This window comes from Lysinibacillus capsici (assembly GCF_020217405.1).
GTDB classification, from domain to species: Bacteria; Bacillota; Bacilli; order Bacillales_A; family Planococcaceae; genus Lysinibacillus; species Lysinibacillus capsici.
The window spans coordinates 253,265-278,110 of sequence record NZ_CP084108.1 but is presented as its reverse complement, the minus strand read 5'-3'; the positions used below and the strand labels follow the sequence as shown (position 1 = coordinate 278,110).

Here is a 24,846-nt window from a genome sequence, read left to right as displayed (position 1 = left end):
TCAAATTTCAGACAAACATTTACTTATCTGACTTGTAGCTCATACAAAAAAGCAAACTTTTAAAAGTTTGCTTTTTCAAGAAATCATTATTAGTCATACTGTTTTTTAATAGTTTTATATATTCTTACCTTTTTCAATACAGTTTTAGGTACTTGGAAAGTGACTGTGACAACCCCTGGATGGCGTCCGATTTCAATGGACCCTGTGATAGTTGCTCTATTTAAAACCTCTGGTTCGCTCATCTCAAATAGCTTCGCAGCTCGACTAATCGCGTTATCAGTCGCCTCATTTAACGTTTTACCAGAACCAATCACCGACACCGGGAATGCATCCTCTACCTGTTTAACACCAAACTCCTCCGCTAGCTCACGTGCGCGACGTTTTTCTTCCTTTGTAAAGGGTTTTGCTGTATAAGGTAAGTCTTCTACATTTGGTAGTAAAATTGGGCCTTCCAAAGCTACTTTCTTCAATACCTTTACTTGAAGCTGCACAATACCCGCTACATCGGTTGTATGTCCTGCAACCTCGCCGTCCCCTTGCATAGCATGCATATCTCCAATATATACACCACCGCCTGGTACCTTGACTGGACAAATAATAGTCGCACCTTCTCGTACTCGGCTGATATCCATATGTCCATCGGTACGATGTAAATCCAATTCTTCTTGAGTAAAAGCATATTCATGTGGGGCTCCAATTAAAAATGAACCAAAGTCACCTGCATTATGTGAATCAGGCATCGCTTTAGAAGGGGTTGTCCCAAGCTGACCTAAAAATGGTCGCATTCTCGCCAATACACCTACTAAGTCGCTTGGAGCCAATGCAACAACAGGATTTTGTACAGAATTTTCAGGTGTTCTCATATAGTTTCTAGCATCAAGTGCAATTCGTCTAGCACCCTCTCGTCCAACAGTTACACCCATTTGCCCTTTATGATCAAGTGCCATCGTATAGCCGTTTGTCATTTTAAAGGGTGCCGTTTCTGTATCACATGTAGAACATCGAATTGCATGTGGGCCTATTCCTTTTACAACTGTGCTTGGGTGAAGCTTGCCACAGCCCGGACATTTTACTGAAACAAACGGATCACCAATGAATCGATCTACAATTGCTTCATCATGGCCAGACGAAGTTGCAAGAGATGTGACCTGAATAGATTTAATTTTTATAACAATGGCGTCACCCACCTCTGCTCCTTCTACAAACACGGGCTTCGTTACTTCATGTCCTCCACGAATAGTAGGAGTAAGCATGGGTCCCCAACATCCAGGTGTTGTATTGGCAATAATCGTTCCACCATCCTTAAGCGGCCCTAACATCTTCTGTGATGGATCTAAAATACCATCAATAAACTCATTTACGAACAATGTTTCAGCGGCTTGAGGTTGCTGTATAAAATCATCACTTTCTACCTCTTCTTTTTCTAGCACATGCATGTCGTTTGTCATGTTCTAATCACGCTCCTAGAATAATTTTTATGTATATCGTTATATGTTAAAAATGCTCTCTACACTTGCAGAGAGCTATTTTTATCAATTGTTCATATATAAATCAAAAATATGTGAGAAGTCTTCTTTTTTATACTTATCTTTATGATCGATCATCCAAGTATTCGCAAAGCTTGTAATTTCTTTGAATGACGACGCAGGAGATATATTGTCATTGCCAATTCGACCAAGTGATGATGATGCTATGTTTAAACTTTTTTCCGCTACTTCTAGCTTATAAGCATTGTTCTTTTGTTCATAGCTAATGGCATGTAGTGCTTTATATAAATCTTTAATGTCATCAATAAAGCGTTTATGAATGTCGATGGATAGTGCGGAATTGCCAATTGTAAACTTAATTTCGACATCAAGGTCGATTGTTCCTGCTGTTTCGAGAAAAACTTCTGTCACAGTATACATTGAGTAGTCATAGCGTCGCAGTAATCGTTTCTTGCTCATAGCACTTTCGCCATCTACATGAATAATTGCACGATTTGTAAAGCAATACTCATCAGCCTTCGTTTTAATTAAAAAGTAAATTTTTTCATCAATTTCATGTAAGATAAAATCATCTGCATCTGTCTTATCATAGTCCTCTCTTGGCACAACCACACCAATATCTGAAAGTCCAAGCGCATCTGCTGCTATTTTTTTAAACATCGCCATTCCTCCTAATTTGTAATACTCTTTTTACGCTTTAGAATCTGTAAAGGTTTCACCTTGTAGTGGTTTATATAAAAAATGTACTTCCTCTCTTGTAGAATACAACCCAACATTTCCTCTTTTCTATACATTTCATTTATAATAATTGTCAGTAAAGATTCTTCCAAATCGAAAGGTCGTGTGAACAAGTGCAAGAACCAACCATTTTAGTAGTGGATGATGAGGCAGATTTAGCGAATCTACTAAAAGTAAGCTTACAAAAAGAGGGCTACAAACAAATTTATACAGCTAGTACCATTCGCGATGCTTGGACAAGCTTTCAACAAACAACACCCGATATTATACTTCTAGATGTCATGCTTCCCGATGGTGAGGGTTACGATTTATGTAGACGTATCCGTGAAGTATCCCATGTCCCTGTGCTCTTCATGTCTGCTAAAAATGAGGAAATTGATAAAATTTTAGGACTAGCCATTGGCGGAGACGATTATATTACAAAACCTTTTAGCCCGAAAGAAGTAGCCTATCGTGTGAAGGCGCAATTACGTAGAGCTGGCTATCAAACACAAGATACCATAACGAATATTGTTGAAAAAACACTACAAATTGGACCATTTCAGTTGAATGCCGATGAAACTGAAGTGCATAAAAATGGCGTATTATTGGAGTTAACAGCTAAGGAAATTGGGTTAATGGCGTGCTTTATGAACAATCCCAATCGAATCTTAAGTAAAGAAACATTGTTTGAACGTGTATGGGGAGAGGATTTCTTCGGTTCTGATAACACTGTTATGGTGCATATTCGCCGGTTGCGTGAAAAAATTGAGGAGGATGCCTCTAATCCTCTATATATCACAACTGTAAAAGGACTTGGCTATAAGTTTGTCATGCCCAAAGAGGCACAAGAATGAAGTGGAAATTAACCGCTCGCTTTCTCCTTTCCGTACTTTCTATCGTCATCATTGTTATTTTTGTCAATACAGCTATCTTCATGGGACTCCTTACTTATCGGCTAACAACTGACTCTGAAGGCGTTTCTGCCACCGAAGAGGAAAACTTTGTGCGAGAATTTCAAAAACATATCGAGACAAAAAATGGCGCAACCTCCATACGTGAAGATGGACTCGAACAATTGCATCAAAGAAATGCTTGGATACAATTGCTTGATGAAAATGGTCAAGTGATTGATGCTCATTTTGCACCAGATAAAGCACCATTGCACTATGCACCTATCGACTTAATTCAAGTATATAAATATAAAGAATTCGATTCTGATACTACGGTGTATATTGGCAGTAAGGATCCCTTTAGTTATTTAATTGGTATTAAAGGTAGCGGTGTTACAAGGCTTGTTACGCATGTTTCTGGCACATCACTCTTACAGTTTATAGGGAAATTTGGCCTGTTCATCGTGATTGCTGACTTGTTAGTAGCTACATTAGTAGGGTGGCTTTTTGGTCGTACATTAACGAAACCTCTTTATGCGATGATAGATCGCATTCACCATTTAAAGAATCATGATCATACGTCTATCAAGACTCCTGGTGGTGTCTACAAGCCGGTTTTTGAAAACTTAAATGAAGTATCACGAGAATTGGCAGCCCATGAACAGGAGCGAAAGAGACTAGAAATCATGCGTGAAGAATGGATTAGTAATGTCTCCCACGATATGAAAACGCCACTTGCCTCTATTCGAGGTTATGCAGAACTATTGAATGATGCACAAATAACAAATACTGAGCAAATCGAGTACGCAAAAATTATAGAAAAACAAGCATTGTATATGCAAAATCTACTGGATGACCTAAATTTAACGATGCGTTTAAGACACCAACAGCTTCCACTTACACTAAATGAAGTGAACATGGTGCCTTTTATTCGCGAGATAGTGATTGAAACATTAAATACCCCACAATATGAACAGGCTAATCTTACGTTTGAGGCGACAACCGAGAACAGTCTGCATCAAATCGATGAACATTTTATGCGCAGAGCTATCATGAACTTTTTACACAATGCATTGCTTCACAATGCTCCCGATGTATCTGTCCATGTGTCTGTTGATGAGCATACTCTAACAATTTCTGATAATGGCAAGGGGATAGCCCCAGAGGATCTAGAACATATTTTTGAACGCTATTACCGTGGCACAAATACGGACAATACTGCGGGTACTGGTTTAGGTACAGCTATTGCTAGAGATATCATTGAGGCCCATGGAGGAACAGTAACCATCACCTCGGAAAAAGGAATAGGTACATGCGTTAGTATTGAACTAGAAAAGGGATACCAAATAAATAGTAAACCAAATACAAGTTCAATTTAAACGTTAAATACTTTGGCACTGCTCTTTCGTGTGGAAAAAAGGAGTCTCAAATTTTGAGACTCCTACTTGGTGCTATTTCATTTGATCCTGTACTTTAGCAGGTAATTCATGGAATTTTACTTCATCAAATGAAGTAACTTCTGTTTCCTTTTTCACGTAAAGCTTTAAATAAGCATCCTGGCGTAAATTTTTATGAGCGGAAAACTTTAATGTTTTTTCTTCCCCATTTTTATCGTAAGTAGGTAGCTCGTACCAATACATTTTAAAGATTTCACCACTATCTGCCTTATACTCCTCTACCTCACCATCAGCCGTGATATGAACATAGTAGGTATCTTTATTTAATCGGTTAAAATCTACAGTCATCAATACAATCAACCCTGCTACGAATAAGATGAACAACGCACCTATTCCGAAAAATACTTTTTTCATATTAATTCCCCTGTCTCACTATTTTATAAAACGAACGAACGGTAAAGATATAATAAATAAAGTAAATAGCTGAATATGCAATCATCCACAAGATGACTGGTTTTGTAATATTCATGTTAAATAGCTGTGAAAATGCTAGTAATGCAAACACACTATGTGCAATCCCCACAATAAGTGGCGCACTAAAGATAACAGCGACCTGTCCTGCTACTGTCTTTAAGATTTGCTTACTATTTACACCAATTTTATTTAAAATAGCATATTTTTCCTGATCTTCTTCGGCTTCCGTTAAAATTTTGAAGTAGATAATACTGCCCGTTGCTGCTAGGAAAACCAATCCTAGGAAGCTTCCCACAAACAATAGAGCACCAACTGTTGCTAAACTATCCTCATAGCTTTGCGGTACACTAGAAAATGATTCTTGTTGTTCAGAAGACAACTGCTGGTAAATGTCTTTCGACACATCCTGTTGTTTCAAATCATTATCCAATCCAACAACCTGCATCATAATTTCATCGGCATCAGTAGCTTTAAACTCTTGATCATTCACAACGAGAACTGTTCCAGCTGCTATAAAGTTTAACACGCTTTCCGTGTACATCTTCTCTACATGGAAGGAGTCTCCGTTTTGTAGCTTAAAGTCCTCACCTGTATAATCATGTGAAAATCGTTCATCATAGGCTGCATCAAGTAAAACCGTAGAACCCTCTGGAATGTGTAGCTCTTTATCCTTGCCTTGTAATTTTGCTAAACGATTATAGTCCGATTCCTTAAGTAATGTATATTCGAAAAATGAGAATTCATTATCTACACGTAAATTTTTCACAGCCAGTGCTTCATTATATAAGACATCTTGTTGTGAAAATTCTACTGTCTCGCCTTTCCACATAAATGTGTTTGGCAGCATCTGACGTACAGAAGCTTCTGCATTATAATACATACCGAAGACACCGCCACCTGCTGTAATCGTAGTGGCACTTAAAATTGCAATGATTGACAACGATTTGGCATTGGCTCGAATACGATACAACAATTGAGAAACACCGATTAAATTTAAACCCTTCCAGGACCATGATGTTGCTTTCTTTAATGCTGTTAACACAAAGACACTCACACTATGGAATAGAAGGTATGTCCCTGTAATTGTCACCCCTATAACCATTAATGGCGTACCTAATACCGTAAAGAATCGCCATATTTCACTCGTAAACATATCAGAGGCAGCTGTATAATAACCAAATGCAATAAGTACAGTGCCGAGTAGAGCAGCTACTAATGAAGCACGTGGAATTTGCTCTCCCTGTTTGTCTGCGTGGAATAAATCAATTAGCTTAAATTGATAAATTACACGGTAACCTTGTAAGGATGTGAATAAAAACAGTAGTGCAAAAATGCCCGTTGTATTAATTAGTGCCTCCATTGAAAATGTCAGGCTACCAACCACTTCATAGCCCATTAAGCGTACTAGTATCATTAATAGCCCTTGGGACATAAAGAAACCTAGAAGGATACCAAACATTAGAGAGACAAGTCCTATGACTAAATTTTCAAAAAAGAGCATTAAGCCAATTTTTTGCTTACGTACACCTAGTAACGAGTAAAGGGCTACTTCCTTTTTCCGCTTCTTCATAAAAAACGAGTTGGAATAGGCCATAAAGATGACAATGAAGAACAGAAGTACGACTGACGAGGCACTCATCAATCCTTTAATTTGTTGTGACGATTGCTTTAAGGCTGAAAGGTCATCATTATATTTGAGTGTCACAAACGTAAAGTAAATAACGATACTAAATACCATTGAGGCAATATATAAAAAGTAATTCGATAAATTGCGTTGAATATTTTTACGCGCTAAACTAAATAACGTCATTTACTCCACCCCCGATGCTAGATAGCACCTGCAAGATCTCTTGGAAAAATTGCTTCCTCGTTAGAGTCCCACGTTGAATTTCCTTAGATAGCTGTCCATCCTGAATAAATAGAATGCGCTGGCAGAAGCTAGCTGCAAAGGCATCATGAGTAACCATCATAATCGTTGCGGCTTGAGATTGGTTTAAATCACTTAAGCTTTCTAATAAATCGGTTGCAGATTTTGAATCTAGCGCACCTGTAGGCTCATCGGCAAAAATTAGTTTCGGTTCTGTCACTAATGCTCGCGATGAGGCTGTACGCTGCTTTTGCCCACCTGAAATTTGATAAGGATATTTGTTTAATAAATCACTAATTCCAAACAATGCAGCAATGCGATCAACTCTCGCATTAATAGCCTTTGTCGGCATTTTTGCAATCGCTAGTGGTAAGACAATATTTTCGCGCACTGTTAAAGAATCAAGCAAGTTATAATCCTGGAAAATAAACCCTAAATTATCTCGACGAAAATCTGCTAATTCAGCATCCTTCATACGTGCCAAATTAGTATCTTCAATAATAATTTCACCAGTCGTTGGCGTATCAATCGTTGCTAATACATTAAGAAGCGTAGATTTCCCAGCCCCAGAAGGACCCATTACCCCAACAAACTCTCCCTTTGCTACTTCAAATGATATATTCGATAGCGCTGTAAAAGTATTTGCGCCTTTGCCGTAAGTTTTTCCAACGTTTTGTACCTTTAATAATGGCGTCATATACGCTCACCTCTTCTTTCTGACTTTAGTATACGACCCCAAACTTACAGCAAATTTGTCGCAAGCTTACAGCAACCTTAAATCCACTGCTTTTGGAATTTATAAACAAAAAAAGATTCATACACATGTTGTGCATGAACCTTTCTAATCTATTGAGCTAATACTTTTTGAATATCTTCCTCAAAGCTACTTGGCTTATCTGCTGAGGCGTATCGTCCAACAACCTCTCCATTACGGTTTACAAGGAATTTTGTAAAGTTCCATTTAACACTATTGCCTAAAAATCCTTTGGAGTGGGAAGTAAGATAATCGAAAATAGGATGTGCTTCTTTACCATTCACCTTAACAATTTCATGCATGGGAAATGTCACACCATATGTTAATCGACATTGGGAGGCCGCTTCTTCAGCTGTCGCTAGCTCTTGTTTAAATTGATTTGATGGAAAACCAAGTACAACAAGACCTTGCTCCTGATACTTTTCATAGAGACCTTCTAATTCTTCAAATTGTGGTGTAAAGCCACATTTAGAAGCTGTATTAACAATTAGCATCGGCTTTCCTTTATAACGTTCAAGGCTATAGATAGTACCATCTTCTAAAGTTACATTAATATCATAAATGCTCATCTCTCTACCTCCTATTATAAACGTCCATTCATTCTTGCCACCTGCTGCAAAGGGTCCCAAACACCGTTGAATGGTGGTGCATAGGCCAAATCTAAATCTAGCAAATCAGGTAAGGTCATTTTACTATATAATGCTGTCGCAAACACATCGATACGCTTATCGACTCCCGCTGGTCCCACGATTTGCGCACCCAATAACAATTGATCGCGCTTGCGAACGACCACTTTTATAAACATACGTTGTGCACCGGGATAATACCCAGCTATATGGCGTGCAGACAATTTAAACGCCTCATAGTCAAAACCAAGCTCTTTAGCATCGCGCTCATTAATGCCTGTTGTAGCAATAGTTAAATTGAAGAACTTTAAAATAGATGTGCCCACAATTCCTCTAAACGGAGCAAATTTGCCTGACATGTTGAGTCCTGCTAAACGACCTTGCTTATTGGCAGTTGTTCCTAACGGTATATAATCTAAACGTTCTTTCACAATATTAAAGTGAGTTGCACAATCGCCAGCTGCATAAATATTTTCAAGGGAAGTCTCTAAATGACGATTTACAATGATCGCCCCATTCTTTGCAAGTGCAATCCCAGTATCCTTTAAAAACTGTGTATTTGGTTTTATGCCTGAAGCGACAATGACTAAATCCGTCTCTAGAATGCCGTTATCTGTTATAACACGTTCCACTCGTTTATTTCCTTCAAAAGCCTCAACGCTCGTATTTAATAACAGCTCTACATCGTTCTTTTTCGCTTCCTCATGCACATGCTGAGCAAGTTCTTCATCTAAAATACGGGCCACATGACTTCCGCGCTGAACAAGTCTTACCTTTTTCCCACAGGCATGTATGGTTTCAGCCATTTCTAAACCAATATAGCCACCACCTATGATGGTTACCTGCTCAATCTCTGGTGTTAAATCTGCCATCAAATCTTCCAGTTGAGGAATTGTTTTTACCGTATGGATACCATCTAGCTCATTCCCCCTTTTCACAGGCATGACTGGACTAGCACCTGTTGCAATAAGAAGTTTATCGTAGGTAAACTCAAATTTGTCGCCACTTGCTTGTGTACCTGTAATAACCTTCTTCTCTATATCTACATTCTCTACCTCATAGCCAACTCTTGCATCAATGCCATACTTATCTCGAAAAGTTTCGACATCTCTTGCAATTAAACGTTTGGTTGATGAAATACGACCATCTACAACATAAGGCAATCCACATTGCCCATATGAATAAATAAAACCGCGTTCTAAAGTAGTTATTTCTGCTCCTGGAACATTTCGATAGATTTCCATTGCTGCAGACATACCTGCAGCATCTCCCCCAATGATGACGTATTTCATTCTATAAGCCCCCTTATTTTTTCCTTGTTGCCATTAAATCAGCATATTGATCGATATACAAACGTCGTTTTCCACCACTTACGATGACCCTTACTACATGAACGGCTAATATCATTGTAAGTGTAAAACCTGCTATTGCGGCAAGTAGAGAAATGACAATTTGTAGAACATAAAATGGTGAATCCATATCTAATTGGATGTCTCCTAATGTTGTAATGGCATCTGCTAAACTCAAGGTAGCGATAATAGCAATACAACGACGCCATGATTGCTTTACAATACTATTGCCATTCTTGTTGACCATTGTAAATCGCATCACCTTCATACCAAGCGTTGCGCCATTCATAATACTTGGTATCAAACCAAAGAGTATAATGTACAGAGCCATTTTCACTAAAAATTCAAAAGTACCGCTATACCCTGTCAGAACACCAATAATCACCCAAACCAATTGAGCGATAAATAAATCAATGACCAATGCTAGTAAAATAGAAATCGGCTTAACAATATCATTTTTTTCCATTTCAGCAGCTTTAGCCTCAACCTCTTCATGAGAGGGGAATAATGCCCAAACAATTGGTGCTAAGAAGAAACCTAGGAGCGCACCTACACTGTTTAGTAATAAGTCATCGATATCAAAGATTCGGTATGCGCAATTAAAGATGCCATAAATGCCTGTTCTTTGTGTGACCTCATAAAACAATGTTAGCAAAAAGCTAATTAAAAATGCACGTTTCCAGTACCTTCTTTCTTTAAGAAAATATCGCAAGTAAACGCCGAATGGCATTAATAGTAAGAAATTAAAGAAGGCTTGAAAAAATGCCTGCTGTTTTGTGATAGCAAGCCATGTAGATGGATTTGTGGCAACAACGCCACTATCCTTTAAAACATCATCAACAAATTGAAAAAGTCGCAAATTAGTATGAACGGTGTCTGCGGATTGAAGTGAGCAAGTATCTCTTGTAGACGGAAATGGTAGTAATACTAAGCAAAGCGCAGATAAAAAGTAAAAAATAAATGAGAACATGATAATGGTTTTGGACATCGATAAGTATCCATATTTGCGATACGTATAAATCAGCCATGGTATAAATAGTACAAAGGATAAAATAATGGTTATGAAAAATGCTATAAAAATGGATTGTGTGTACGTTGACATAGAAACACCTCTTTCTATAAATTGCCCTATTTTCTGAACACTAAAACTAAGTTTAGTCCTTCAATACTACATGTATATTTCATCATGCTTACATAATCCTTAATTCAATAAAAAACAGGTAAAGAATATATACTCTCTACCTGTTACTTACTATGCTTTTGCTATTTCTTCTTTACAGAATGTCAAAATTTCTTCTAGTTCATCATCCTCTAATGCAAAGTCTAAATATTCACCTTCAGCCTTTTCCATGATGAAGTAATTTAATATAAATGGTTCTTCGTTTTTTTCACCAATAAGGACACGAATTTCAATACCAGCTTCGTGGTAAAGCTCATCCTCTTCATCAATTTCTACATCCAGAATAAATTCATAACGCTTACCTTCAATAATATTTGTTGGGTCTAAAATTTCTTCCATTGAGAATTGTGTAATTTCCATTATATTTGCTCCTTTTTCTTTAGCTGTTCTTTTCTATATTAAATCAATTTCAGCATGGGTCAACTAGAAAACCCGTATACACCTGTAGTTAATTATGCCACAATGAAATGGAATTAATTTAGAACTAAATTTCCCTACATACGAGGAGGCTTTTTCATGAAAGAGCTATTATATTATCAAGACGTTATGTTACAAGAGTTTGATGCAACTATTATTAGTAAAGGAACTGATGAATCCGACCGTCATTATGTAGTACTATCGAACACTGCTTTCTATCCAACTGGTGGTGGTCAACCTCACGATACAGGTACATTGAATGCGTTGAAGGTCATAGATGTTGAAAAAGTGAATGATGAAATTCGTCACTATATTGAAGGTGATCTATCAACTTTAGATGGTGTGGTACATGGCAAGTTAAATTGGTCAAGACGGTTCGATCATATGCAGCAGCATGCTGGGCAACATATTTTAACAGCTGCTTTTGTAGAGCTTTTTAATGCGCAGACTGTAAGCTTTCATCTAGGCAGTGAGCAAGTAACAATTGATCTTGCTATAGAAACGATTTCTGAGCAACAGCTTGCAGCAGCAGAAGCAAGAGCCAATGACATTATTCTAGAGAACCGCCCCATTCAAACTACCTGGGTTACAGAGCAAGAGCTGGGCAACTATAATCTTCGTAAAGAAGTCGCAGTGACGGGAGACATTCGACTTGTGATTATCCCTAATTTTGATTACAACGGTTGCGGTGGTACTCACCCTACATCCACAGGGCAAGTTAGTACCATCAAAATATTAGGTACCGAAAAAATGAAGGGTAATGTGCGCGTTTCTTTTGTGTGTGGTCAACGCGTTTTGACTGAGCTTGGCATGCGTAAAAAAATATTAGCGGACGTTGCTCGTCAATTAAGTGTCCCTGAGGTTGAAGCTGCCACAGCACTTTCAAAAGTTTTATCTACTCAAAAAACTACAGAAAAAGCACTCGCTGCTGCGAAAGAGGAATTACTCACGTATGAAGCAAGGGCACTTGTTAATAGCGAAGGTGTAGTAACAGCTGCTTTTAATCAGCGAACAATGCAAGAGCTACAAAAAATAGCACGTTTGATTGTTACGGAACAAAAAGATGTAATAGCTCTACTTGTATCTGAAAATGAAGGCAAACTACAATTCGTCGCAGCAAGAGGGAATAATGTTTCAAAAAGCATGAAGGATGTTGCCCAAAAGGCACTGCCTCTTATTAATGGTAAAGGTGGAGGAAGTGACCAAATGGTACAAGGTGGTGGCGATTGCACCGTTTCGAAAGAAGAATTACTAGCAGCGATGCAAGACGTTTAATTGCATTATAATAGAGGAGCTGTCATTAATAGACAGCTCCTCTATTATTTAATATTTAAATTTTTGAATGGCTTCATATAAACGTTTTGCCATTTCTGATAGTTTTTCAGTTTGATTGTTCATTACTGCTACCGTCTTCAACTGTTCCGCTGTTGCATCTGTTACCTCATGCACATAATCACTGGCCGCATGTGCAGTAGCTGCCATTTCTTCCATAGACGCGGAAACTTCCTCCGTATTGGCAGACATTTGTTCAGCTGAAGCATTCATTTCTTCAATTTGACCTGCTATTTCTCCTACTGCTTGAACCATTTCCTCGAAGCGTTCTCCTACTGCCTCAATGGAAGCTAAACCACGCTCAACATTATCTTCACCAGATTCCGCTGCTTTTACTACTTCTAATGTATAAGATTGAACTCTTTCGATGAGCACATTAATTTTAGTAGCTGATTCTGCTGTTTGCTCCGATAGCTTGCGAACTTCTTCTGCTACAACGGCAAAGCCTTTACCAGCATCTCCAGCCCGTGCTGCTTCAATAGAGGCATTCAATGCCAATAAATTTGTTTGATCGGAAATATCGGTAATCATTTTTGAAATTAAGCTAATTTCTTCTGACTCTTTTTCTAGTTTGTGAATAATTGTTAGTTCATCTGTTGTGCCTTGCTGAATATCATTCATACATAGAACGGATTGTTGAACTGCATGATTGCTTTCACTAATTTTCTGGGAAATAAAATCTGTATTACAAGCAATTGAGGAGGCAACTTCAGCTACATTTTGTATCCCTATCGCCATTTGTTCCATTGCTGAGGCACTTTCCTCTGCCATCACAGTTTGGCTTTGTGCCCCGCGATCTACTTCACTTATTGCACCAGCAATTTGCTTTGAACGCTTTGTTACTCCATTTACATCCCCCATTAAATCACACGCAGCTTCATTCACTGCCGTTGCTTCTTGACTCACTTTGGCTATCATTTCCCGCATATTATCAGTCATGCGATCTAATGCACGTGCCATCGTTCCCATTTCATCAATACGTTTCAAATATTTTTCTGGAATCTCCTGTGTAAAGTCTCCTTTCGATAAGCCCTCACTAATGCGAAGTACATGTTGAAGTGGTCTACTAACAGAGCGAGAAATGGCAAATGAGATGCATAGCCCAAGTATCGAAACAATGATCGTAGTGACAATGAAGTTGGTCTTAAGCTTAGAAAGCCCTGAAAGCATCTCATCTTCTAGTGCGATGACCCCCATTTTCCAACCATTATCAAGGGTATGATAGCCCATTAGACTAGTTCCTGTATCTTCCATTTTAAAAGAAAAATAACCGTTATCATTAGTAATCATTTCTTTAGCAGCCATTGCTCTTCCTGTCTTAATACCTGTTTCATCTGCTTCCTTAATTGGATTGTATTGCTCCTTCACATACGAGTGATTATTATGTCCAATAATTGTTCCGTTAGCGTCTAACATAAATGCATAGCCACTGTCTCCAACCTTAATGTCTTCTACAATTTTAGATAGGTAATAGCCGTCAATACGTGCTAATAATAAAGCTTTTTCACCTGTCACTGTATCAATTGGTGAAACAATTAAAATGACTGGTTCACCTGTTACACGACTAATCGTAATTTCTGACATGACAGATTTACCGGTAAAACCTTCTTTTACGTAATCACGATCCCCTAGTTCAGCTGTTGTATCATCCAGATAATGGGCAACTCCATTAGCATCGATAATGCCAAAACCTAAATAATTCTCATTACTGGCAAGACGTTTCGATAGATACTGCTTTTGCTTTTCAAAGTCCATGCTCCGAACTGCCTCTTGCTCTGCAATTGCCTCCACCTCCACTAGTGTTAATTGGAAGTGTTCTTCTATGTATTGAGAAACATCCACTGCTCTAGATACCAAATTAGATTCCACTTGCTCATTCACGGCTTTTGTACTATTTATCCAAGTAGATAGCCCAAGCGTGCCACATGTTACAAATACAAGAGCTATAATTGCAACAATTAATTTACCGCCAATACCTTTTAACCACATTTCTCTTTTTCTCACTTCTTCCATTTTTAGCTATACAATCCGCATATTTTCACATAACTTCAGAGTAAAGTCACTAAAAGTAGAAGTCAACAAAAGTTTTCCAATATGATTAATAAATGTATAATAATACCATTTACACTACCTTTATAGTGCTAACAATTTTCTACAAAATTTTCAATTCATAGATCCCTCTTGTCATTTAAAAGGAGAGTACATCAAGCTAATGGAGGAAATTAAAACATTTTCCAACAAAAATTGATTATAATTCACATTTTTTGCTGATTATTAAAGATAGGATCCGTTTAACACATTTTGAGGGGAGGATTTCCATGAGTACAGACAAAAATAATGTTTCTCGTCGAGACTTTTTAAAAACTACAGGTATTGCTGCTGGTACATTAGTCGGTGGTGGTTTAATTGGAGGATTAGTTGGTTACAACATCAATGGTAAAGGTACTTCTACCCTAGAGCATGGTGGTCATGAAACAACGAATGAGGCCACAGGCTCCCCAAAAGCTAAGATGTTTTTCAGAAATGAAAAAGATTTTAGTATCTTATCAAAGGCCACGGAACGTATCTTTCCAGAGGACGATTTGGGACCAGGGGCTATTGGTTTAGACGTTCCCTATTTTATCGATCATCAACTTGCAGGAAATTATGGGAGTAACTCTAAAGAATATATGCAAGGTCCATTTGATGTAGGTGCCCCAACTCAAGGCTACCAAAGCCGTTTAACGCGAGCGGAAATTTTTAGACAGGGTATTCAAAAAATGGAGGATGAAGCACAAAAGCGTTATAAGAAAAGCTTTAACGATTTAGATGGCAAACAAATGGATGAAATATTAACTGCCTTCCAAAAAGGTGACATAGAAATGGTTGGGGTTACTTCCGCGTTCTTCTTTACATTATTACGAGCAGCAACATTAGAAGGAGCTTATTCTGACCCTATGTATGGAGGAAATCGCAATATGGATGGCTGGCGTATGAAGGGCTTCCCTGGTCACCAGATGGCGTATATTACACAAATAGAAGATGCCAAGTTCCAAAAAATTGAGCCTAATCCATTAGGCAACCATTAAGGGGGGATAAAAAATGGCTAAAACATTACCGAGTGTAGACGTAGTAACAGTTGGTGTAGGTTGGACTGGCGGTATCGTTGCTGCAGAATGTGCTAAAGCTGGCTTAAAGGTAGTCGGTTTAGAGCGAGGTCAAAAGCGTGGGACTGAGGATTATTTAAATGTTCATGACGAATACCGTTATGCCATCCGATATGATTTAATGCAAAATCTTTCTAAAGAGACCGTAAGCTTTCGTAATGATCGCAATATGAAGGCATTACCAATGCGTCAGCTTGGCTCCTTCCTACTTGGAGAGGGTCTGGGTGGATCAGGGACACACTGGAATGGCATGACTTATCGATTTTTACCCTATGATTTCCAAATCAAAACATTAACAGATAAACGTTATGGACCTAATAAGCTGGGACCGGATTATCTGATTCAGGATTGGGGCTTAACATATGATCAGCTAGAGCCCTATTTCGATAAGTTCGAGAAAACAGCTGGTATTTCGGGTGATGATAAAAATAAATTTAGTGGAAAGCGTTCGAATCCCTATCCAACACCGCCTATGAAAAAAACGCCTATGCTTGCACAATTCGAAAAAGCTGCAACAAACCTGAAGCTAACACCTTATATGGTTCCATCAGCTAACGTATCAGAGGTTTATAAAAACCCAGATGGCGAAACGATCAACGCTTGCCAATATTGTGGTTTTTGTGAACGCTTTGGATGCGAATATGGTGCAAAGTCATCTGCAGAAATTACAGTTGTCCCTACAGCCCTGAAGACAGGAAATTTTGATTTACGCTTCAATTCCAATGTTGTTGAAATTTTAAAGCAAGGTAACAAGGCTACAGGTGTAAGATATATCGATACTGTTTCGGGAGAAGAATTCATTCAGCCAGCTAATGCTGTTGTATTAACTAGTTATGTCTTTAATAATGCCAAGCTATTAATGGTTTCTGACATTGGTGAAAGATATGACCCTACTACTGGCAAAGGAACACTTGGCAGAAACTATTGTTATCAAATCTTGCCTGGTGCCGCTGGGTTCTTCGAGGAACAATACAATACATTTATGGGTGCAGGTTCGTTAGGCATGTGTATAGACGATTACAATGGGGATAATTTTGACCATAGTGATTTAGATTTTATTCACGGAGGTAATATTGCGCTTACACAGACAGGTACACGACCAATCGGCTCAAATCCAACCCCGCCTGATACGCCTACTTGGGGACCAGAATTTAAAAAGCAATCTATTTATTACTATACACGTTCATTTGGGATTGGTGCGCAAGGAGCATCTATGCCACATAAGGAAAACTATATATCACTGGACCCTACCTATAAGGATGCTTACGGGCTACCATTAACTCAGTTAACATACAATTTTACTGATCAAGATCGAGCTCTTCATAAATACATCTCTGCACGTGCAGCTGACATTATGAAGGAAATGGGTGCAAAAACAATTGTCCCTAACGCGGAAATTACCGATTACAATATCGTACCTTACCAAACGACGCATAATACTGGTGGTACGGTGATGAGCTTAACACCAGAACAAGGGGTTGTGAATAATTACTTACAGCACTGGGATGTTGATAACCTTTTCGCAGTAAGTGCAGGCAACTTTGCACACAATAGTGGTTATAATCCAACAGGCACATTAGGGGCACTTGCCTACCGTTGTGCTGAGGGAGTCATCAAATACAGTCAATCAGGTGGTTCATTAGTATAAAAAAGCATTCTAAAGGAGGCAAGACTTATGGGAGGTCTAGGAGCAATTGGAGTACCTGGATTAATCATTATTTTAGTGATTGTATTAATTGTATTTGGCCCAAGAAAATTACCAGAAATCGGTGGAGCGGTTGGTAAAACGTTTGCAGAATTTAAAAAGTCTACTAAGGGACTTATGGATGATGAAGATGATACCGTGAAAAAGGTCGAAAAAAAATCTGATGCTTCGTAGGAGGGTTTCCTATGGATCCATATGAAGACGGAAAAAGAAAATATTTAAGCCCTTTAGATAAACCACAAGCTGAGCCTCCAAAACCAGTGGAGGCTTTAGTTGAAATACCTAATGTAGCAATTGAAGAGGATCATGTGTCAGATGAACCCCTGATACCTGTTACCTCATTATTGGAGCATCTTAGTGATTTACGTAAGCAAATTATCAAAGGGTTAACTGTTTTTATTTTATTTTTCATTGTTGTCTTTTCTACTATTAATATTTGGTTTCCATTTATAACGCGAGGTCACTCACTCGTTATTTTAGGACCGCTAGAAGTAGTTAAATTTTACATGACAATTTCAACTACTTTAGCTTTTGGTCTTGCAATGCCTTTCCTCGTCCACTTTCTATGGAGCTTTATTAAACCAGGCTTAAAAGAAGAGGAAAGTCGAATTTTAGGCCTCTATGCTCCAATCATGTTAGTTCTATTTTTAGTAGGAGTAGCTTTTGGTTATTTCGTCGTAAACCCACTTAGCTATACATTCTTAGTAAGCATTGGGGCTACCAATTTCGATGTAATGGTATCAGCAAATGAATATATGCACTTTTTAATCATGACTACAGTACCGCTTGGTCTATTATTTGAGTTACCGATTGTTGCCCTATTCTTATCAGCCATTGGTGTACTGACTGCTGAATCCATGAAAAAAATACGAGGCTGGTCTTATATCACAATGGGCGTAGGCTCCGCTGTTGTCACGCCCCCAGACTTTATAAGTCAATTACTCGTATTAATACCGATGATTATTTTGTATGAAATAAGTATTTACCTCGTTAAACGTATAGAACGCAAACAAATTGAAAGCACTGCGTAAATTTTACGCAGTGCTTATTTTTTCTTTAGATCCATCACAATAATTTCTGGTAGATTAAAAATGCGATATGGTACTGAGCTATTACCTAACCCTCTACTAACTACCATTCTCGTCGCGCCTGCTTCGTAGACACCAGCTGTATATTTTGGAAACAGCCCCTGTCCTGGTGCAACAAGTCCTCCAAGCCCAGGAATACGAACTTGCCCACCATGCGCATGCCCCGAAAATACTAAATTTATGTGATAATTTACATACGTATTAAATATTTCTGGTCTATGTGCTAGTAACAACTTAAACATATCGTCTGGCAAATAGGCCGTTGCAATGTCCAGCATATCTTCTGTTGTTCTACCCATTAACGGATCCTCAATACCAACAATCGCCAAGCGCTCCCCGTTGCGCTCTAACACGGTCGATTCGTTGGCCATAATATGTACCCCTAACGATGACAGCGCCTCATAAATTTCTTTCACCTTATTTGACGCTACCTCATGGTTTCCTAGTACATAATAAACATCCGCTATTTTAACTAGTCCTTCCACTGCTTGTAGACTTTGTTTTAAATTATAGCGATTACTATCGATCACGTCACCTGTGATAAAAATATAATCAGGCTTTGTATCCTTTACCTTAGCAATCAATTTTTGTTGCTTGTCACCAAAGACAGCGTCATGTAAATCCGAAACTTGTACAATGCGTAGCCCATCAAAGCTGTCAGGCACACTTTCTGATTCAAACACATGTTTACTTACGACTAGCCAGTGATTGTTTACGTACAAAAAAATGACTATAAAAACAACAAAGAAGATACCATATAATAATTTTTTCAATCGCAATCGCTCACTTTGTGGCTACTTTTTTCAGAAATACTTCTTACTTTCTTATTATAAGCAAAAAACAGAGTGATTGTAAGTATATGCACTTTAAATACACAAAATGCACAAATACACTTAACTTAAAATTTTTAGCAGTAGATTATGATACACGGTTTAATCTATTTTTCGTTAACTATTGGCATGCTATACTATGGGTAGAAAGGCATGTTTTATTATCCACTCATAATACATCACGATTTGGGAAATGCATCTCATTTACTAAAGTGCGAGAATACTAATAAACTTAAATCAGTTAAAGGAGAAAAAATTGCTGTACTGTAGGTAATGATCCAATTAGATTGGACGGTAAACGGTGTTTTACTACCTAATAGATTACATAATTTTCAGAATTGAATAACTTTAGAGTCCAGCTTCCATTGCTAAGTATAAAATTGATGACGAAAAATTTATTAAGTACAGTTGCGCTACATAATATTCTAAATTTAGATGTTAAGAGGTGAAAAAATGTTAAAAGCCATCATAGTTGATGATGAAATTTTAGCAATCAATTTATTAGAAGCTACGTTACATGATAATAGCGCTGTTACTATTATCGGAAAATTCGTAAATCCACTAGAAGCTATAGCAAAGATCCCTATACTCAAACCTGATATTCTTTTTTTGGATATAGATATGGCGGAAATGAATGGTATTGAATTTGCTAGTAAGATTGCAGACTTTCCTTTTTTAATGGATATTGTATTTGTCACTGCCTATGAGCGTTTTGCAATAGAAGCTTTTAATGTACAGGCTGTTGACTATATTTTAAAGCCTATTGAGAAAGAACGTTTGATGAAGACAATCAAGAGAATATCCATGCGTAGAAAGCAATTTCCAGTAAAAGCTGCTGTACACCATATAGAGGAAGATGCTCATATAATAGAGGATTTTCAATTTCATGTTCATTCCGGAAGAGTATATATCGGTAACACAGCATTGGCCTTATCTACAAAGGAATTTCAAATTTTTTTCTTTCTAGCTCAACGACCAGGACAAATTTTTCCCCCATCAGAGCTGTATAAGCTTATTTGGGCAGAGGAAAGTATTGGGCATACACAGGCATTGAAGGTTCATATTAGTAATTTACGAAAAAAGCTAGAATCCGTTGCTGGCCATAGAGCAAAGATTATAACAGTGAGGGGTTCGGGATATAAATTCCTTTTCGAGCTATGAAAAAGAAGGGCACTGCGATTACATTCGAATCGCGTACCCTCTTTTTGGTTATTTTTTTGCGGCTTCTTGAATCTCATAAAATGCCCAATGGTGTTTTGGAACATCTTTAAATAATGGTATTTGATCTTCACTGAAGACTTGGCGTTCAAACAGTCGATTTAATACCTTCACTGCTTGTGCACGTGTTAAAAATCCATCTGGATTGAATGTATCGGCTGTTATTCCTGTCATAATTTCCGCTGCATTGACAGTATCAATTGCTTTCACTGCCCAATGATGGACGCTCACATCTTTGAATGCTGGACTTTGTGAGGTTGATGGACAGAAATCGGCATCAGGACGTTCTACACATTGCTGTTCTATCCAGCGGGCAGCCACTGTAGCTATCTGTGCACGCGTAATCAAGCCGTTTGGATTAAAGTTAGTTGCTGTAACCCCTTTAAACAGACCCTTCTCCTTCGCAAATTCGATTGCATCTTTAGCATCATGTTGGAATGTGTCTGTATAGGTTGCCTTTGCTTGCGGTATGGCATTACCTGTTAATTGACGAGCAAACATACTTGCCATCTGTGCCCTTGTAACAGGAGCATTCGGACGGAAGGTACCATCTGGATAGCCTTGAATGTAAGGTAGATGTGTAACACCCTCAGTAGTTGGCTCCTTCACTTCTTCCTTCTCTGGTAAGTAGAGAATGGAGAAGGTGGAGAATTTATTCACCTCAAACTGTAAACCTGTTATTCCCTTTTGATATTCTACAACCTTCCCTCGTACAACTTCTTTTGTGCCATCACTATGCTCGATATAAATAGCCAGATGATTGAGCTGTTCCTGTGTAATATCTGTAGGTAATGGAAGAGTTAATAATACAGGTCTATTCTGCATATTAGTCTCAATTTTCATGGGTTGCCCTAATACTTTACTAAATGAACTATTAGCTATTTCTTGCACAATTGACTCTTTTTTTGCACGTTCTTCAACCTGTGATTGTTCAGCTTGTCCCTTTAAAGGAATTAATCTAAAGTATAAATTATCACTAAACGTTGCCAATGATTCATTGGAGACATTGACACTTACATCATAAGCTGATATTTCTAAATTTAAACGACTTTCTTTTAGTAGAGTAACAATATTATTAGGTATAGATATATCCACTTGCTTTACATTATCCTGCGAATTAGGAATAACAATACGAGCTTGATCCGATTTTTCTTCTTTTAATTTATTGATAGTTTCTAATACACTTGCTTCTGTAAGAATTACTTCATCTTTCACCAATCCATCTACATCTACTAATCGCTTAATAGTTGTTTTAGAAACGGCTTTTCCATTACTCGACTCCACATTTACAGTAAAACTCTCTGTAGAAGAAGGTGGAGAAGATTCTAATGTAGAGGTATTTTCACTATTAGTAGAAGTATTCTCCTTTGTCACTACAATTGTATAAAGTTTTTGACTACCATCTTCAGCCGTTACCAAAATTTTTATTGTATTGACACCTGTTACAAGCTTTATCGGCTCTTCAACTGATCTCCCATTTATTGTGATTTCAGCTTTTTTATCCTCAGCTAATGGATTAACAAATATACTATCTACTCTAGAAGTAACAATAGCGGTATATGACATTGTATTTTTATTAAATGCCATATTTAATGCTCCCTGTGAAATTGTCAAATCCTTTAAAAAGGCATTATGGCTTTTAGATAATGCCATTACATCAATGGTGAAGCTTTTAGTATCCACAAAATTACCGATGAAAATTTGTGCTGTCAACGTAACCTTTTGATTTCCTGTGGAGATAGTAGGGCGAACAACGCTTCCATTATTTTGAACTACCTCAGGTTTGTCAGATATCCAATTAATCGTTGTTCCATTATCCCCGATAATTGGTAAAGTAAGGTTTTTAGTGACATTTGCTGAGGTATCACCCTGAGCATATTGAATATTAAGTGTCTCTTTATCCAGTTGTACCTTTTGAACAAGTATACTGGATACTTTGCTATCTAACACAGACTGTAAAGTTTCTATAGACTCATATCCTTGATTAGGACGGGCAAGTAGAATTTGCTTACAAACTTCATCTTGATCTTCAATAGTGAGAAGATTGTAGTTATTATAATTTAAATGATCATCATCAATGAACACTGTCCATAGTGTTAATGAGTCTGTCGTACTGTTAACATTAATAAGATAAGAACGATTATTGACTGCATTTAAGTATGTTTGTCTTAATGTACTTGTAGATGTATATCCACTTTGTGGTCTTTCATCTATTAGCTTATTAGCTAAATAGTTTTGGTCTGCTAATTTAAAGCTTTGAAATAATTCATTAGCTTTAGCAGTATAATGTAATACACTCCAGTCAGTAGTCATTGCCAACTTCATTTCTTCCGTATTAGTGGCAGTATTAAATGAAGTTAGACTACTTTTTGCTGCTACAGATGATAAAGGTAGCAAGCAAGCAACTAAGGTAAATATCATAATTAAGTTTAGTATTTTTCTTTTAGAATGTTGAATAAAAATCACCCTTTCCTCGTTAGAATATAGTTTAGTAATGTCCGATAGTAGAAAAGTCGTCTTTAGGTAATAAAGTCCACTCTAAAATATTGAAATTTGTAGAACCTGATTGCAATCTTTTATCTCTAATATAACCTCCATTACTTTCCAATATAGCGGTTGTCGAATCTTTTGTTCCTAATATATCAACAATATTCCCATTACTGTCTTTTAAAGTAATTGACACCGTTATTTTAGAAGCATCTCTAAAAATAAATTCTTCGTTGTAATAATATGATAAGGTAATATCCATAAAATCATAAAAATAGGGATGAATCACTACAAAATTCATATTTGGATTTACTAAAGATATATCTAATTCTTGAACACTATGCTGCATTGAAATTAAATTATATTGCTGTATCTCTAATTGATAACCATATAGAGGAGATGTAGTAGGATTATATATTTCTAGGACATCATTATAGTTTCCACTTTGTACAAAATCAGATATAAAAATACTTGGAGCATCTACAGTGAATATAAAACTTGTAGATTCTAGCCCTCCTTTGCCATCATCTGCTGTGATAGTAATAATACTTGTCCCTATTGCTTTTTGTGTCATGTTAAGGGTTGTACCATTTAAACTAGCCGTAGCTACCCCACTATTACTAGAACTTACAGCTAATGTTAACGAATCGTTATCAGCATCTGAAAATACATTACCTACATCAATACTCCAAGGTATACCACCAATAGTTGCTCGTTGATTTCTAACCGTCTGAGCTACAACTGGCGAGTTATTCACTGTAGGATTGTCTATGGTAACTGTAAAGCTAGTTGATACTTTCCCTCCTTTGCCATCATCCGCTTGCACTGTAATTGTATTAAGCCCTACTGCTAACGGCAAAATAGTTATTATTTGCCCACTTATTTGAGCTGTAGCAACAGTTTCATTGCTTGAGTTTACTTCTATTGTAAGAACATCATTATTTGGATCCGAAAAAATATTACTAACATCTATTGTTAGTACATTTCCCACAGTACCTGTTTTGTTATTAATTGTTTGTTCGACCACAGGAGGCTGGTTAGGTGGAATTGTAACTGTTAATTTAAAGGTTGTAGAGACAATTCCTCCATTACCATCATCCGCTTGTACAGTGATTATACTTTGCCCCACAGCCAGCGGTACAATAGTTATCATTTGTGAATTCAATTGTGCTGTAGCTACAGTTTCGTTACTTGAATCTACATCTAATGTCAAGTTATCGTTATCTACATCAGTAAAAACATTGCTTGTATCAATTAATATTGGAGCTCCCCCTACGTGTCCTATGTGGTCATTTATTATTTGAACAACGGTAGGTAAGTTATTCAACTTGGGTAAGACCTCTACCTCAAAACTACTACTAGCTCTCCCTAATTTCCCATCATCAGCACTAACTTTTATTCTTGTTTTTCCTGGGGATAGGGCCTCTAGTGTTAATAGATTTGAGTTAATTTCGGCTGTTACTACCTCCACAGAATCAGGAATAGCTTTAAATATTAATGAATCATTATCAGCATCATAAAATAGCTTACTTACATCAATCACGATATCTGCTTGATCAAGTGTCATTGTTTGCTTCTGAATTCTTTCTGAAGCTACCACAACAGGTGGATGATTAATAGAAGTTGCATAAGTTAATTGTGCTTGAAAACAAAAACTAAAGATTAAAGTTAGCAAAATAATTTTCTTAGTACAATTTTTACTACGTGTATTTTGACGCAAAATCGTTTCCTCCCATATATGTAAAATAATTAACATTACTCTCCCTTTCGCTATGACTTTCAACTCACATAAAATTATATAATAGAACTAAAATCCTAACTACAAAATTCATTAATGATAAAAGTTAATTTTTCTTAACCTTTATTTATCAAAAAAAGG

21 protein-coding genes are annotated in these 24,846 nt (G+C 37.3%); 8 read left to right on the top strand and 13 right to left on the bottom strand.

Annotation, left to right across the window (positions count from 1 at the left end):
- Window positions 1–89 precede the first annotated feature (89 nt).
- On the bottom strand, window positions 90–1,448 hold the full coding sequence (locus LCP48_RS01395; RefSeq protein ID WP_225340600.1) for an acetamidase/formamidase family protein: 1,359 nt from the start codon (window positions 1,446–1,448) through the stop codon (window positions 90–92).
- Between the two features lie 84 nt (window positions 1,449–1,532).
- Window positions 1,533–2,147: a PH domain-containing protein gene (locus tag LCP48_RS01390; protein ID WP_004233883.1), complete on the bottom strand. Its 615-nt coding sequence runs from the start codon at window positions 2,145–2,147 to the stop codon at window positions 1,533–1,535.
- A gap of 191 nt (window positions 2,148–2,338) precedes the next feature.
- Here LCP48_RS01390 and LCP48_RS01385 point away from each other — a divergent pair, with 191 nt between their 5' ends.
- Window positions 2,339–3,061, top strand: a complete 723-nt coding sequence (locus LCP48_RS01385; protein WP_004233885.1) for a response regulator transcription factor — start codon at window positions 2,339–2,341, stop codon at window positions 3,059–3,061.
- Window positions 3,058–4,476 carry a sensor histidine kinase gene (locus tag LCP48_RS01380; protein ID WP_225340599.1) on the top strand — a complete coding sequence of 473 codons (1,419 nt, stop codon included), beginning with the start codon at window positions 3,058–3,060 and terminating at the stop codon, window positions 4,474–4,476. The genes LCP48_RS01385 and LCP48_RS01380 overlap by 4 nt, the downstream gene beginning before the upstream one ends.
- Before the next feature lie 72 nt (window positions 4,477–4,548).
- Here the strand turns inward: LCP48_RS01380 and LCP48_RS01375 are convergent, their stop codons facing one another.
- The 7 genes from LCP48_RS01375 to LCP48_RS01345 all read right to left on the bottom strand — a co-directional run bounded on the left by LCP48_RS01375 (window position 4,549) and on the right by LCP48_RS01345 (window position 11,104).
- On the bottom strand, window positions 4,549–4,908 hold the full coding sequence (locus tag LCP48_RS01375; RefSeq protein WP_004233888.1) for a YxeA family protein: 360 nt from the start codon (window positions 4,906–4,908) through the stop codon (window positions 4,549–4,551).
- Between the two features lies 1 nt (window position 4,909).
- Window positions 4,910–6,778 carry an ABC transporter permease gene (locus tag LCP48_RS01370; protein ID WP_225340598.1) on the bottom strand — a complete coding sequence of 623 codons (1,869 nt, stop codon included), beginning with the start codon at window positions 6,776–6,778 and terminating at the stop codon, window positions 4,910–4,912.
- A complete protein-coding gene (locus tag LCP48_RS01365; RefSeq protein ID WP_004233892.1) occupies window positions 6,765–7,532 on the bottom strand; it encodes an ABC transporter ATP-binding protein in 768 nt (255 codons plus the stop codon). The genes LCP48_RS01370 and LCP48_RS01365 overlap by 14 nt, the downstream gene beginning before the upstream one ends.
- 149 nt (window positions 7,533–7,681) lie before the next feature.
- Window positions 7,682–8,158, bottom strand: a complete 477-nt coding sequence (locus tag LCP48_RS01360) for a glutathione peroxidase (protein ID WP_004233894.1) — start codon at window positions 8,156–8,158, stop codon at window positions 7,682–7,684.
- Between the two features lie 14 nt (window positions 8,159–8,172).
- A complete protein-coding gene (locus tag LCP48_RS01355; protein WP_004233896.1) occupies window positions 8,173–9,507 on the bottom strand; it encodes an FAD-dependent oxidoreductase in 1,335 nt (444 codons plus the stop codon).
- 13 nt (window positions 9,508–9,520) lie between these two features.
- Window positions 9,521–10,666 carry a VanZ family protein gene (locus LCP48_RS01350; protein ID WP_225340597.1) on the bottom strand — a complete coding sequence of 382 codons (1,146 nt, stop codon included), beginning with the start codon at window positions 10,664–10,666 and terminating at the stop codon, window positions 9,521–9,523.
- A 150-nt stretch (window positions 10,667–10,816) separates the two neighbouring features.
- Window positions 10,817–11,104, bottom strand: coding sequence for a DUF6509 family protein (locus LCP48_RS01345; RefSeq protein WP_004233902.1), 288 nt, complete (start codon window positions 11,102–11,104; stop codon window positions 10,817–10,819).
- 156 nt (window positions 11,105–11,260) lie between these two features.
- On the opposite strand from LCP48_RS01345, the gene LCP48_RS01340 reads away from it, so the two are divergent.
- Window positions 11,261–12,436, top strand: coding sequence for an alanyl-tRNA editing protein (locus LCP48_RS01340; protein WP_004233904.1), 1,176 nt, complete (start codon window positions 11,261–11,263; stop codon window positions 12,434–12,436).
- Window positions 12,437–12,484: 48 nt separating this feature from the next.
- Here LCP48_RS01340 and LCP48_RS01335 read toward each other — a convergent pair whose 3' ends face one another.
- Window positions 12,485–14,482, bottom strand: a complete 1,998-nt coding sequence (locus LCP48_RS01335; RefSeq protein WP_225340596.1) for a methyl-accepting chemotaxis protein — start codon at window positions 14,480–14,482, stop codon at window positions 12,485–12,487.
- Between the two features lie 329 nt (window positions 14,483–14,811).
- On the opposite strand from LCP48_RS01335, the gene LCP48_RS01330 reads away from it, so the two are divergent.
- Genes LCP48_RS01330 through tatC form a run of 4 tightly spaced genes read left to right on the top strand, consistent with a single transcriptional unit; the run spans window position 14,812 to window position 18,375 of the window.
- Window positions 14,812–15,561, top strand: coding sequence for a gluconate 2-dehydrogenase subunit 3 family protein (locus tag LCP48_RS01330; protein ID WP_004233910.1), 750 nt, complete (start codon window positions 14,812–14,814; stop codon window positions 15,559–15,561).
- A 13-nt stretch (window positions 15,562–15,574) separates the two neighbouring features.
- On the top strand, window positions 15,575–17,287 hold the full coding sequence (locus LCP48_RS01325) for a GMC family oxidoreductase (RefSeq protein ID WP_004233912.1): 1,713 nt from the start codon (window positions 15,575–15,577) through the stop codon (window positions 17,285–17,287).
- A 27-nt stretch (window positions 17,288–17,314) separates the two neighbouring features.
- Entirely contained in the window at window positions 17,315–17,518 is a 204-nt protein-coding gene (tatA, locus tag LCP48_RS01320) for a twin-arginine translocase TatA/TatE family subunit (protein ID WP_004233914.1), read from the top strand.
- 11 nt (window positions 17,519–17,529) lie between these two features.
- Window positions 17,530–18,375, top strand: coding sequence for a twin-arginine translocase subunit TatC (gene tatC / locus LCP48_RS01315; RefSeq protein WP_225340595.1), 846 nt, complete (start codon window positions 17,530–17,532; stop codon window positions 18,373–18,375).
- 14 nt (window positions 18,376–18,389) lie between these two features.
- On the opposite strand, the gene LCP48_RS01310 is transcribed toward tatC, so the two are convergent.
- On the bottom strand, window positions 18,390–19,205 hold the full coding sequence (locus tag LCP48_RS01310) for a metallophosphoesterase (RefSeq protein ID WP_004233924.1): 816 nt from the start codon (window positions 19,203–19,205) through the stop codon (window positions 18,390–18,392).
- A 510-nt stretch (window positions 19,206–19,715) separates the two neighbouring features.
- On the opposite strand from LCP48_RS01310, the gene LCP48_RS01305 reads away from it, so the two are divergent.
- On the top strand, window positions 19,716–20,423 hold the full coding sequence (locus LCP48_RS01305; protein ID WP_225340594.1) for a response regulator transcription factor: 708 nt from the start codon (window positions 19,716–19,718) through the stop codon (window positions 20,421–20,423).
- A 48-nt stretch (window positions 20,424–20,471) separates the two neighbouring features.
- Here LCP48_RS01305 and LCP48_RS01300 read toward each other — a convergent pair whose 3' ends face one another.
- Both LCP48_RS01300 and LCP48_RS01295 read right to left on the bottom strand, forming a co-directional pair.
- Complete coding sequence (locus LCP48_RS01300; protein WP_225340593.1) at window positions 20,472–22,946, bottom strand: S-layer homology domain-containing protein; 2,475 nt, start codon at window positions 22,944–22,946, stop codon at window positions 20,472–20,474.
- A 22-nt stretch (window positions 22,947–22,968) separates the two neighbouring features.
- Window positions 22,969–24,723 (bottom strand): RTX toxin, encoded by a 1,755-nt coding sequence (locus tag LCP48_RS01295; RefSeq protein WP_202342712.1) that lies wholly within the window; start codon window positions 24,721–24,723, stop codon window positions 22,969–22,971.
- Window positions 24,724–24,846: the final 123 nt, after the last annotated feature.

Bases quoted from the DNA above. Each gene is read 5' to 3' on its own strand.
- LCP48_RS01305 (WP_225340594.1), top strand. From the start codon at position 19,716: ATGTTAAAAGCCATCATAGTTGATGATGAAATTTTAGCAATCAATTTA.
- LCP48_RS01325 (WP_004233912.1), top strand. From the start codon at position 15,575: ATGGCTAAAACATTACCGAGTGTAGACGTAGTAACAGTTGGTGTAGGT.
- LCP48_RS01295 (WP_202342712.1), bottom strand. From the start codon at position 24,723: ATGTTAATTATTTTACATATATGGGAGGAAACGATTTTGCGTCAAAAT.
- LCP48_RS01380 (WP_225340599.1), top strand. From the start codon at position 3,058: ATGAAGTGGAAATTAACCGCTCGCTTTCTCCTTTCCGTACTTTCTATC.
- LCP48_RS01375 (WP_004233888.1), bottom strand. From the start codon at position 4,908: ATGAAAAAAGTATTTTTCGGAATAGGTGCGTTGTTCATCTTATTCGTA.
- tatC (WP_225340595.1), top strand. From the start codon at position 17,530: ATGGATCCATATGAAGACGGAAAAAGAAAATATTTAAGCCCTTTAGAT.
- LCP48_RS01390 (WP_004233883.1), bottom strand. From the start codon at position 2,147: ATGTTTAAAAAAATAGCAGCAGATGCGCTTGGACTTTCAGATATTGGT.
- LCP48_RS01370 (WP_225340598.1), bottom strand. From the start codon at position 6,778: ATGACGTTATTTAGTTTAGCGCGTAAAAATATTCAACGCAATTTATCG.
- LCP48_RS01350 (WP_225340597.1), bottom strand. From the start codon at position 10,666: ATGTCAACGTACACACAATCCATTTTTATAGCATTTTTCATAACCATT.
- tatA (WP_004233914.1), top strand. From the start codon at position 17,315: ATGGGAGGTCTAGGAGCAATTGGAGTACCTGGATTAATCATTATTTTA.
- LCP48_RS01355 (WP_004233896.1), bottom strand. From the start codon at position 9,507: ATGAAATACGTCATCATTGGGGGAGATGCTGCAGGTATGTCTGCAGCA.
- LCP48_RS01335 (WP_225340596.1), bottom strand. From the start codon at position 14,482: ATGTGGTTAAAAGGTATTGGCGGTAAATTAATTGTTGCAATTATAGCT.
- LCP48_RS01340 (WP_004233904.1), top strand. From the start codon at position 11,261: ATGAAAGAGCTATTATATTATCAAGACGTTATGTTACAAGAGTTTGAT.
- LCP48_RS01365 (WP_004233892.1), bottom strand. From the start codon at position 7,532: ATGACGCCATTATTAAAGGTACAAAACGTTGGAAAAACTTACGGCAAA.
- LCP48_RS01345 (WP_004233902.1), bottom strand. From the start codon at position 11,104: ATGGAAATTACACAATTCTCAATGGAAGAAATTTTAGACCCAACAAAT.
- LCP48_RS01395 (WP_225340600.1), bottom strand. From the start codon at position 1,448: ATGACAAACGACATGCATGTGCTAGAAAAAGAAGAGGTAGAAAGTGAT.
- LCP48_RS01360 (WP_004233894.1), bottom strand. From the start codon at position 8,158: ATGAGCATTTATGATATTAATGTAACTTTAGAAGATGGTACTATCTAT.
- LCP48_RS01330 (WP_004233910.1), top strand. From the start codon at position 14,812: ATGAGTACAGACAAAAATAATGTTTCTCGTCGAGACTTTTTAAAAACT.